The sequence below is a fragment of the Pseudomonas sp. IT-P258 genome (assembly GCF_949767825.1).
GTDB classification, from domain to species: Bacteria; Pseudomonadota; Gammaproteobacteria; order Pseudomonadales; family Pseudomonadaceae; genus Aquipseudomonas; species Aquipseudomonas monachiensis.
This window is the reverse complement of sequence record NZ_CATKPU010000054.1, coordinates 350,342-361,675: the sequence shown is the minus strand read 5'-3', so window position 1 is coordinate 361,675 and position 11,334 is coordinate 350,342. Positions and strand designations below refer to the sequence as shown.

The 11,334-nt window shown below is 60.8% G+C and carries 9 protein-coding genes; 6 read left to right on the top strand and 3 right to left on the bottom strand.

Features of this window, described 5'->3' with window-relative positions:
- Positions 1–22: 22 nt before the first annotated feature.
- The 4 genes from ACM6G4_RS20165 (at position 23) to ACM6G4_RS20150 (ending at position 4,224) form a co-directional block, all read left to right on the top strand.
- Complete coding sequence (locus ACM6G4_RS20165; RefSeq protein ID WP_414914464.1) at positions 23–1,177, top strand: MalY/PatB family protein; 1,155 nt, start codon at positions 23–25, stop codon at positions 1,175–1,177.
- A 142-nt stretch (positions 1,178–1,319) separates the two neighbouring features.
- Positions 1,320–2,177, top strand: coding sequence for an SDR family oxidoreductase (locus ACM6G4_RS20160; RefSeq protein WP_414914463.1), 858 nt, complete (start codon positions 1,320–1,322; stop codon positions 2,175–2,177).
- Between the two features lie 74 nt (positions 2,178–2,251).
- Positions 2,252–2,863, top strand: coding sequence for a Yip1 family protein (locus ACM6G4_RS20155; protein WP_414914462.1), 612 nt, complete (start codon positions 2,252–2,254; stop codon positions 2,861–2,863).
- Positions 2,863–4,224 carry a cation:proton antiporter gene (locus tag ACM6G4_RS20150; protein WP_414914461.1) on the top strand — a complete coding sequence of 454 codons (1,362 nt, stop codon included), beginning with the start codon at positions 2,863–2,865 and terminating at the stop codon, positions 4,222–4,224. The genes ACM6G4_RS20155 and ACM6G4_RS20150 overlap by 1 nt, the downstream gene beginning before the upstream one ends.
- Here the strand turns inward: ACM6G4_RS20150 and ACM6G4_RS20145 are convergent.
- Genes ACM6G4_RS20145 through ACM6G4_RS20135 form a run of 3 tightly spaced genes read right to left on the bottom strand, consistent with a single transcriptional unit; the run spans position 4,202 to position 10,087 of the window.
- Entirely contained in the window at positions 4,202–6,121 is a 1,920-nt protein-coding gene (locus ACM6G4_RS20145) for a PAS domain S-box protein (protein WP_409079024.1), read from the bottom strand. The genes ACM6G4_RS20150 and ACM6G4_RS20145 overlap by 23 nt on opposite strands.
- A gap of 13 nt (positions 6,122–6,134) precedes the next feature.
- Positions 6,135–8,423 carry an ATP-dependent DNA helicase gene (locus ACM6G4_RS20140; RefSeq protein ID WP_056724779.1) on the bottom strand — a complete coding sequence of 763 codons (2,289 nt, stop codon included), beginning with the start codon at positions 8,421–8,423 and terminating at the stop codon, positions 6,135–6,137.
- Positions 8,420–10,087, bottom strand: a complete 1,668-nt coding sequence (locus ACM6G4_RS20135) for a VRR-NUC domain-containing protein (protein ID WP_056724777.1) — start codon at positions 10,085–10,087, stop codon at positions 8,420–8,422. The genes ACM6G4_RS20140 and ACM6G4_RS20135 overlap by 4 nt, the downstream gene beginning before the upstream one ends.
- 195 nt (positions 10,088–10,282) lie before the next feature.
- Here ACM6G4_RS20135 and ACM6G4_RS20130 point away from each other — a divergent pair, with 195 nt between their 5' ends.
- Positions 10,283–10,507 (top strand): YgdI/YgdR family lipoprotein, encoded by a 225-nt coding sequence (locus tag ACM6G4_RS20130; protein ID WP_056724775.1) that lies wholly within the window; start codon positions 10,283–10,285, stop codon positions 10,505–10,507.
- A gap of 137 nt (positions 10,508–10,644) precedes the next feature.
- Positions 10,645–11,322: an MliC family protein gene (locus ACM6G4_RS20125; RefSeq protein WP_056724773.1), complete on the top strand. Its 678-nt coding sequence runs from the start codon at positions 10,645–10,647 to the stop codon at positions 11,320–11,322.
- Positions 11,323–11,334 lie beyond the last annotated feature (12 nt).

The following is an 11,334-nucleotide window of genomic DNA, read 5'->3' as shown; positions in this document are numbered from 1 at the left end:
CCCAGCTTTCATGAGACTACGCATGACTTTCGATTTTGATCAGGTGTTCGACCGCCACCACACCGGCAGTACCAAGTGGAGCCGCTACCCGGCCGACGTGTTGCCGATGTGGGTCGCCGACATGGACTTCGCCGCACCGCCGGTGATCATCCAGGCCCTGCAAAAGCGACTGGAGCACCCGATGGTCGGCTACAGCGTGGCCCAGGATGACCTGCGCGAGGCGATCGTCGCCGACCTCTGGAACAAATACGCCTGGCGCGTCGAGCCCCAGGAGCTGATTTTCCTGCCGGGCGTCGAGTCCGGTTTCAACATGGCGCTCAAGGCACTGGTGCAGGCGCCACAGAATGTCGTGGTGCAGGTGCCGAACTACCCTCCGCTGCGCCATGCGCCCGGGCATTGGGGCCTGAACAAGGTCGAACTGAATTTCGATGCGCAAGCCGACGGCACCTACACCACGCCGCTGGACACCCTGAGCCAGTCGCTGCAAGGCGGTGGCGCGCTGCTGCTGAGCAACCCGCACAACCCGCTGGGCAAGGCCTTCCCCCGCGCAGAACTGCAAGCCATTGCCGACATTTGCCTTGAGCACGGTGCCTGGATCATTTCCGATGAGATCCACGCCGAGTTGTGCTTCGACGGCCGCCAGCACATTCCGATGGCGACCCTGAGCCCGCAAGTCGCCCAGCGCACCATCACGCTGATGTCGGCGAGCAAGGCCTACAACATCGCCGGCCTGAAGACCTCGTTCATGATCATCCAGGACCGCCACCTGCGCGAGAAGGTCAACCACGCCCGTTGCGGCATGGTCGACAGCGTCAATCCGCTGGGCATGGAAGCCACCCGCGTCGCCTACAGCGAAGCCGCGCCATGGCTGGCCGAGCTGAAGGTCTACCTGCAAGGCAACCGCGATTTTCTCGCCGAGGCCGTGCGCACCCGCCTGCCGGGCATCACCATGAACCTGCCGCAAAGCACCTACCTGGCATGGCTCGACTGCACGGCACTGGGGCTGGACGACCCGCAGCAGTTCTTCCTCGAACAGGCCAAGGTCGGTTTGAGCGCCGGCCTGGACTTCGGCGACGACTGCAAGCAGTTCGTACGCCTGAACTTCGGCTGCCCACGGTCGTTGCTGGAAGAAGGCATATCGCGGATGGAGCGCAGCTTGCGCCATCTCAAGGCCTGACCCGCCTTTAGACAACAACCAGGATCCCTGTGGGAGCAGGCTCGCTCCTACAGTGGCCGGGACATCAAAAATCCAACCGAACTCAAGCCAAAACCTCAGGGTCAACCCTCTGACGCCTTAGCCTCGAGAACGGAGATCGATGATGAACGACTATCCCAAGCCACCCTTCCCCAAGCAGCATCAAGCGGTCCCTGGCGCTCAGCACAAAATGGATCCCGTTCCCGATTGTGGCGAGCATTCCTATAAGGGGTCCGATCGCCTGGTTGGCAAAGCCGCCCTGATCACCGGTGGCGACAGTGGCATCGGCCGTGCGGTCGCCATTGCCTTTGCCCGCGAAGGCGCCGATGTGGCGCTCGCTTACCTCAATGAACATGAGGACGCCAGGCAAACCGCAAACTGGATCGAGCAAGCGGGTCGCCAGTGCCTGCTGCTGCCGGGGGACTTGGCGCAAAAGGCCCACTGCCGGGCCCTGGTGGAAAAAACCGCCGAGCGCTTCGGTCGCATTGACGTGCTGGTCAATAACGCCGCATACCAGATGACCCACGACAGCCTCGAAGACATTCCGGACGACGAATGGGTGATGACCTTCGACGTCAACATTACCGCGATCTTCAGGATTTGCCAGGCGGCCCTGAAACACATGGGACCTGGCGGTTCGATCATCAACACAAGCTCCGTCAATTCCGACTTGCCCAATCCGACCCTGCTGGCCTATGCCACCACCAAGGGCGCAATCGCCAACTTCAGCGCCGGTCTCGGCCAGTTGCTGGCTGCGAGGAATATCCGGGTCAACTGCGTCGCACCGGGACCGATCTGGACGCCACTGATCGTCTCGACGATGACCGATGAAACGATAGAAAACTTCGGCGCCAACACCTCACTCGGCCGCCCAGGCCAACCCGTGGAAGTCGCGCCGATCTACGTGCTGCTGGCCTCGGATGAAGCCAGTTACATCACGGGCCAGCGTTACGGCGCTACCGGCGGTAAACCGATACTGTGACGCCGCCGAAAAGTTGAACCCGCGACGACTTCCAGCGCTCCACACCGTATAGGTCCTGATACCTGGAGGTCGTCATGTCCGCACCTATCGTCAAACTGTTCACTCAACCGAACTTCGCCTGGACGGATATCCGCAAGGAAGAGGAAGCCCATCCGCGGCATTACCTCGCGCACTTACTGTTACTGGCCCTGATTCCCGCCGTGTGTCTGTTCGTCGGTACGACCTATGTCGGCTGGAGCCTGGCGGAAAACGAAACGGTACTGCTCACCCCCCACAGCGCACTGCAACTGAGTGTGTTGCTGTACCTGACCATCATTGTCGGTATCGCGGTGATGGGTTTGTTTATCCGTTGGATGTCCCGCTCTTTCGAGGCCAGGCCAACAATCAACCAGTGCATTGGTTTCACGGCTTACACCGCAACGCCTTTTTTCATCGCCGCAATCGCGGGCCTGTACCCCAGTCGTTGGCTGGCGATCATCGTACTGGCGGCGGCTTCGGTTTATTCGACGTTCCTGTTGTTCATCGGGTTGCCGACCTTCATGCATGAGCGTAAGGAACAGGGCTTGCTCAACGCCGCTTGCGTCTGGGCTGTCGGTTTATTGGTGCTGGTGACTATTCTGGTAACGATGGTCCTGATGTGGTCCAACGTGCTCACCCCCGAGTACCTGCGCGCGCCTGTCGGTTGATGAATTTCACTGCCTGGGTCGCGGTGCTGGGGGCCGTGTTGTTGACACTGGCGCTCACATCGTCATACCTGCGCTGGTTGCCCGTGACCACCTCGGCGGTGTGTCTGGCGCTGGGTGTGGCCATCGGGCCGGCAGGGCTTGGATTGCTCAGGCTGGACATCAAGGACGCAGCCTTCTGGATGGAGCATCTGAGCGAGGTGGCGGTGCTTTTTTCACTGTTTGTCTGCGGACTGAAGTTGCGGCTGTCCCTGCGCGATCGCCGATGGCGGGTGGCATTTACCCTGGCGGGACCGGTGATGGTTCTGAGCATTGCCGGTGTGAGCGTGCTGCTGAGTTTCGGATTTGGCTTGCCTTGGGGAGTGTCGCTGCTGATTGCATCGATTCTGGCGCCGACCGACCCGGTCCTGGCCTCCCTGATACAGGTCAACGATGCCAGGGATTATGATCCGGTCAGGTTCGGACTGACGGGTGAAGCCGGTCTCAACGACGGAATTGCATTCCCCTTTGTCATCCTCGGCTTGCTATTTCTGCAACAAAACGACAACACGGGTGCCTGGCTCGATGACTGGGCGCTCAAGCGGCTGCTTTGGGCCGTACCCGCCGGCCTGCTGACCGGCTTCTGGATGGGACGCGGCATTGGTCACCTGACATTGGTCATGCGCATCAAGAATGACGACAGCACGTTCTCCCCCAATGACTACCTGGCCCTGGCCTTGATCGCACTGGCGTATGTCGCAGCCGAAACCATCGACGGTTACGGGTTTCTCTCGGTGTTTGCCGCCGGCCTGGGCTTGCGTCAGGCCGAGGTCAAGACCAGCGGCGGTGCCCATACACCGGCCGAACATCTGGTTCAAGCGGTGGTCGGTCATCAACATGTCGAACCCGAGGCGGCCGTGCTCGGCAATGTGGAGCACCTGCAAGACACGCAAGTCGCCGCCGGGATCATGATGGGCGACATGCTGTCGTTCGGCAGCCTGGTGGAACGGGCCATGGAAGTGTTTCTGGTGACCTTGCTCGGTATTGTGCTGATCGCGCACTGGGACTGGCGGGCGCTGCTGGTCGCGTTGGTGCTGTTCGCCGTGATTCGCCCGTTGAGTGTCTGGCTGATGCCTTGGGGTTCGTTGCTCAATGGCCCCCAGCGCTGGTTGATCGGCTGGTTCGGGATTCGCGGCATCGGGAGTTTCTACTACCTTTTCTACGCCTTGAACCACGATCTGTTGCCTTCGGTGGCAACCTTGTGTGCCGACCTGACGCTGTCGGTGGTGGCACTGAGCATACTGGTCCACGGCATCAGCACCCAGCCGATGCTGGCCCGCTATGAGCGGCACAACCGCCGTGTCACTTCATCGCCAGGGCAATGATTTCCACCAGGTGGAGTTGGGTATAGGGTTTCGACAAACGTGGCAGGCGCGCGGCAAAGCCTTCCAGCCGATCGGCATAACCGGTGGCGAGGATGATCGGCACGCTCGGTCGCAAGATACTGATGGCCTTGGCCAGTTGAGCACCACTCATCTGTGGCATGGCCATGTCGGTTATGACCAGGTCAATCTCCGGTTCACTGCTGAACAGTTCCAGCGCCCTGGCACCGCAAGCCGCACTGATGACCCGGTGCCCAAGGTCCTCTAGCAGCAGGCTGGTGCTGGTCAACACCAGGCTGTCATCGTCCACGACCAGTACACACAGGCCAGGCACCGACACGGCCACCGCTTCGGCGACCGGTTGCACCGCCGCACCACGGGTGGCGACCGGCAACCAGAGTTCGGCGGTCGTACCATGGTCTTTGCGGCTCTTGAGGATGAACCGTCCGCCCAGTTGTTCAATGAAACCGTGAACCATCGACAACCCCAGGCCCGTGCCTTTGCCGACGCCCTTGGTGGTAAAGAACGGGTCCATAGCCGAGGCCAGCGTGGCTTCATCCATGCCCTCGCCGGTATCGGTAATGTTCACGCAGACATAGCGCCCCGCGGCCAGGAATGAGGTGCCGTTGTCGAGTACTTCCTCGGTCCTGGCACTGAAGGTAATGGTCCCGCCGTGGGGCATGGCGTCACGGGCATTGGTCGCCAGGTTCAGCACGGCCAGTTCCAGTTGATTGACGTCCGCCATCACCGGTTCAAGATCCTCGGGAAAACATGTTTCGATGTTCACCGAAGGCCCCAGGGAGCTACGCAAGAGCCCGGAAATGCCGTCCACCAAGGCTGGTATCCGCACCGGTTCCGACTTGAGCTCCTGACGTCGGGCAAACGCCAGCATGCGCTGGGTCAGGGAAACCCCGCGCAAGGCGCCTTGGGTGGCGTTGTCGATCAGGCGGGTTATTTTGGGATCGTCCGTCCCCCGTTTGCGCACGATTTCCAGATTGCCGAGGATCACCGTCAGCAGGTTGTTGAAGTCGTGGGCGATCCCGCCGCTGAGCTGACCGATGGCCTGCATTTTCTGCGCCTGGAACAGGGCCTCCCGGGTTTGCTCGAGCGCCTGCTGCGCCTGGGTGACTTCAGTGATGTCCCGGGTGATCTTGGCAAAACCGAGCAAGGTACCGGTGTCACCCCGGATCGGTTCGACAATCACATGGGCGAGGAACCGCGTACCGTCCTTGCGCACCCTCCAGCCCTTGTTTTCAAAGCGTCCTTCACGAACGGCGATGTCCAGTGTCCGTTGTGGCTCGCAGGCATCGCGATCCTCCGGGGTGTAGAACATCGAAAAATGCTGGCCAATGACCTCTTCCGGCAAATAGCCCTTGATGCGCTGGGCGCCCGGGTTCCAGTTGCTCACCCGTCCGTCCGGGGAAAGCATGTAGATCGCGTAGTCGGTAACGCTCTGCACCAGCAGGCGGAACTGCTGCTCGCTTTGCTTGAGGACTTCCTCGGCCATTTTGCGATCGGTCAGGTCCCGGGTGATCTTGGCGAAACCCAGCAATGTGCCCGACGGGTCGAGGATCGGATCGATGACCACATGGGACCAGAAGTGCGTGCCGTCCTTGCGCACCCGCCAGCCTTCCCCCTCGAAACGCCCTTCACGAATCGCCGTGTCCAGTGCCCGCTGGGGCAAGCCCGCACGGCGATCGTCATCGGTGTAGAAACGCGAGAAATGCTGGCCGAGGATTTCCGCCTCCTCATAGCCCTTGAAACGCCTGGCGCCGGCGTTCCAGCTGGTAACGATGCCGTCCGGATCAAGCATGTAGATCGCATAGTCGATCACCGCATCGATCAATAGCCGAAAACGACCGTCTTCGATGGCACTGACCCTGGTCCGATCTTCGCTCATTGATCCCTCCGCCTCATGGTTTCACTGGAGTATGGGTCATACCGGGATTTTGGAAAGCCCACCAACGCGGCAGCAACTGCCTGACCTTGCTCTCGCCAAAACGGTCGTCGATCAACATCACCACCCCTTGATCCTGTTGCGTACGGATCACCCGCCCAGCAGCCTGCACCACCTTCTGCACACCAGGATAAAGATAGGTGTAGTCATGACCGGCACCGAAAATCGCGGCCATGCGTCGTTTCAGTTGCTCGTTCACCGGATTGAGCTGCGCCAGCCCCAGCGTGGCGATAAACGCGCCGATCAACCGGCCGCCGGGCAAATCGATGCCTTCACCGAAGGCCCCACCCAGTACCGCAAAGCCGACGCCCTGGCCGTCGGCGTGGAACTGCTCGAGAAACTGCTGGCGCTGCGCTTCGCCCATGCCTCGGGACTGCGACCACAGACTGATGTGCGGATGTTTCTCGGCCAGCAACTGCGCCACCTGCTGCAAATAATCGAAACTGCTGAAAAACGCCAGGTAGTTGCCGGGGCGCTCGCAGAACTGCCTGGCGATCAAGTCCACGATTGGTTCCAGAGACGCCTGGCGATGTACGAACCGCGTGGAGATCTGGTCGACGATGTGCACCTGCAGTTGATCGGCGTGAAACGGCGACTCGACATCGATGCACACGGTGTCCGCCGGTGTTCCCAGCAGATCGGCGTAATAGTGCCGGGGGCTGAGGGTCGCGGAAAACAGCACCGTGCTGCGCGCGGCGGTCAGGCGCGGGCGGATGAACCCGGCGGGGACCACATTGCGCAGGCACAGTTGCGAGAGGCTGCGCTGGCGCTCGAGGTCGCGCTTGCTGATGTCGAACAGGAACTGCTCATCGAACAGTTCGCCGACCCGGCAAAAATGCAGCATGTCGAAGTAAAACCCCTGCAGTGCGCTGTCCAGGCCCTGAGGGTGATCGTTGAGGTAGTCACCGATGCTGGCGCTGCACGATGACAGTGCCTGAAGGAGCTTTTCCGGCCCCTTGTCATAGGCCTGATAGGCGCCGGTTTGTGCGTTATGCAGGGCATTCCACTCGCGGTTGACCCGCTGCAGCGGTTTTTTCAGCACGTCGGGCGCGGTTTTGCGCACGCCGTTGAAGGTCGCCTGATCGAGGCTGGCGCTGTACATCTGCCGGCCCCGCTCCACCAGGTTATGGGCTTCGTCGACCAGCACAGCGACCTTCCAGTTGTTGGCCTGGGCCAGGCCGAACAGCAACGCGCTGAAATCGAAGTAATAGTTGTAGTCGGCAACCACCACGTCGGCCCAACGCGCCATTTCCTGGCTCAGGTAATACGGGCAGACATCGTGCGCCAGGGCAACCTCGCGCAAGGCGCTCTGGTTCAACAGGCTCAGTTGACTGGCCACCTGCCGTGCGGCGGGCAGGCGATCGTAGAAACCCCGGGCCAGTGGGCAGGACTCGCCGTGGCAGGCTTTGTCCGGGTGCTCGCAAGCCTTGTCCCGGGCGATGATCTCCAGCACCCGCAATGGGGGCGCATTGGCGCTGGAAAGAATCACTTGCGCGGCGTCCAGGGCCAGTTTCCGTCCCGGGGTTTTCGCCGTGAGGAAGAACACCTTGTCCAGTTGCTGCGGCGCCAGGGCCTTGAGCATGGGGAACAAGGTGCCCAGGGTCTTGCCGATGCCCGTAGGCGCCTGGGCCATCAGGCAGCGCCCGGTGCTGACGGCCTTGAACACCGATTCGGCCAGATGGCGCTGCCCTGGTCGAAAACCGGCATGGGGAAAGGCCAGGCCCTGGGCGGCCAGATTGCGCCCTTCACGATGGGCGACTTCCTGTTCGGCCCATTGCAGGAACAGCGCGCAATGCCGCTCGAAGAATTGTTGCAGCTCGATGGCGTCGAAAGGCTCGACCAGGCAGGTTTCCTTTTCGCTGACGATGTCGAAGTACACCAGAGCCAGATTGATCCGAGCCAGATCCAGTTTCCGGCACATCAACCAGCCATAGATTTTCACCTGGGCCCAATGCAATTGACGGTGGTTGGCCGGTTGCTTGCTCAAGTCGCCGCGGTAGGTCTTGACCTCTTCCAGGCAATTTTGCCCGGGGTCATAGCCATCCGCCCTGCCCTTGACCGTCAAGGTCTGATACTGGCCCTCAAGGGCGACTTCGCTTTGGTAGCCCTCGCTGCGCCGGGAGGCCACCGTACGGTGACCGACGATACCTTCCTGTGCGGTCGGTGACGGAGTGAAGCGCAGGTCGAGGTCGCCGACCTTGGCGGTGAACTCGCACAGCGCCCGCACCGCAATGCTGTAGCTCAATCGCCCTGCTCCGTCCATTGCACATGGCACACGGCAATGGGCATCTGGTGTTCGTGACAGAATTCCAGCCAGCGCAACTGGTTGTCCTGCAGGCGATCGCCCGGGCCTTTGACTTCGATCATGCGGTAGGTCTTTTGCTGCGGCCAGAACTGGATCAGGTCCGGCATGCCGGCGCGATTGGCCTTGATGTCCAGCAAGAGGCGGTTGAACCAGTGCTTGAGGTGCTCGGCCGGGAGGCAATCGAGGGCTTGTTCCAGCAACTCTTCGCTGAGCACGCTCCAGAACACGAACGGCGACTGCACGCCCCACTTGGCGGCATAACGTTCGCGAATGGTCTGCCGGTAGCGCCCGTCGTCAAGTTCGGCCAGGCACGCCTGAAACAGTTCGGCCCGGCGGACCTGGAAGTCTTCGCTGAGCAGATCCACCGGCCCGCGCTGGAATGGGTGAAAAAACGCCCCCGGCAACGGCGCGAAGATCGCTGGCCAACACAGCAGGCCAAACAGTGAATTGACCAGGCTGTTTTCCACATAGTGCACCGGTGCCGACTCTTGCCCCAGATGCGCCTGAACGTAGAACTCCACCGATAACGCCGGGTCTGTCCTGGGCAATTGCAGGTCCAGACGCTGCATTGCCCGAGGCGCTGCCCGCTTGATGGGCGGCCCGCCGAGCTTGCGCCGCAGGCGTGGCAGCACACGCAGCAGCTGCTGGAGTTCGGCTGCGCTTTCCGGTGCCTGTTCGGCCTGCTCGGCCAGGTCCATGGCCTGCTCAAACTGACCGCTGCGTTCCAGCACGCGAATGATCCGCGCCCGCGCACCCGGATAAGCGCATTCGCGGTACAGGCTCAGGGCCATGGAGAAATCCGCGATGCGTTCGCAGTACTGGGCCATCTGGAACAACAGCTTGCCGCGCCGGCGTTGCAACCACGGATTATCCAGCGCCAGGCCCTTGATTCGCTCGGCCACCTCTTCCAGCGCTTCACCGGCTTCGAATTGTTGCTGGTACGCGTGCAGGAGGACGCAGGCATCCACGTCTTCGCGGCTGCGCAAGCCACGGGACTCGGCGCAGAATTCGACTTTTTCGTAGGTGTAGATACCGAGGTCCGCCAGCACGAACTCCGACCAGTCCTGATACAGGTTGCCGAAAAACATCAGGCGCAGGCGATCGCACAATTGCATGATGGTCAGGCTGAACAGGCGCTCGTCCAGGGTCGGGCACCAGTCGTTGAAGCTTTTTACCTGGGGAAACTGCTCGCACAGCGCTGGCAACCAATCGGCTTTCTTGCCTTTGGGTTGATCGATTGCCGGGCCAAAGGCCTGGAGGATTTCACCCTTGAGCAGCACCTCGAACAGTGCTTCGACCGTCAACGGCATTCGCTCATCGACCCAACCGAGCGCTAACAGCGGCCCGACGGCGCTGCCGGTATCGCCGATTTCCTCGTAATGCAGTTTGCTCACCCTGAAATGAACGCCCTTGCGCATGACCATTCTGACCAGCAGTGCCTGCGATTCACGGGGCAACCGCTTAAACTGATTAATGAAACGCAGTTCGTCGACGCTCAGCACATCGGCAAAGCGCTGCTCAAGCCAATCAAGCACTTGCATGAAGTTGTTCAAGTAGTAGAACGGGTCGTCGAGGGGATTTGCGGTCACTGGAAAATGGGCCATGTCGAGGGGTACTGGTTATGCATACAGATACCAGTTCCACGCCGCGTGGCGCAATCGGAAAAGGATAAATGGCGGCGCTGTACGGAATTTTCCCCGGGCAGTAGAACTTTCTGCCCCCTGGCGGCACCAACCGCCATACAGATGCAGTGACAGCCTCGGGCTGATGGCGCTGCTTTAAACGAACGGGAGGTGATCATGGACATCAAGACATTGGGCTTGCCCCTGGCTGCAGCGGCCCTGCTGGCGCTGGCCGGTTGCTCGACGCCAACGGTGGTGACGCTGCAGAACGGCACTCAATACCTGACCAAGGACATGCCGAAGACCAAAACCAAGGACGGGTTCTTTGAGTTTGAGGACATTTCCGGAGCGATGGTGAAAGTCAGGGCCGATGAAGTGGCGACGATTCGTGAGGAAGACTGACGTTTCTCCTGGCACGATGTGGCAGGTTTCGAGCACTGCTTTACACTCGATAGACCCCGTGCGACCGAATGACTGTGCAGCGCTTCGACACAGGCGTTGCAATACGGGCTTCACGCAAAGACTCAGGTGACGCCGAAATGAAAATGGTCATGCCACTTCTGGCCTCTGTGCTCGCCGTCAGCACGTGCGTGACGGCGAGCCTGTGTGATGCCGCCACAAAGGCAAAACCAAAGCCAAGGCCCTTGCCAACGTACAAAACCAGTTTCGATTGCGCCAATCCCCAGGCCTCCGCCGAAAGGCTTATCTGTCATGACGCCCAACTGGCGAGCATGGATCTGGAACTCAATCGCCTTTATCTCCTGGCACTCTCTGACGACCATTCAGTGCCGCGCCCGAATAAAGTCGAGATTGATCAGCGATTCTGGATTGAGTCACGCAACCAGTGTGGTGGCGGGCCGCAAGACAAGGCGTGCGTCATCCGAAGTTATGCCGAGCGTGCGTTCCAACTGCGCCAGGGTTCGGCCATTGCGCGAACCAAGGACCCCAGCAGGCTCACCGAAGGGCCGTTGGCTTATCGTTGCGCGGGGTTTAACGCATTGGTTGCCGCGACCTTCTTTACGGTCGAACCGGGCGTGGTGCTCCTTAAATGGGCCAACACCTCGGTGACCTTGAACCAGGTGCCGAACAATTCCGGAACCCAGTACACGGGCAAGGACTACAAAGGCAGCTACAGCTTCTGGCAACTCGGCGATGACGTGTTTTTCCAGATACCCGGCTCAGGCCAGATGAGTTGCGCAGCCGAGCCGGTCAGCTGATAAGGGTGGCAA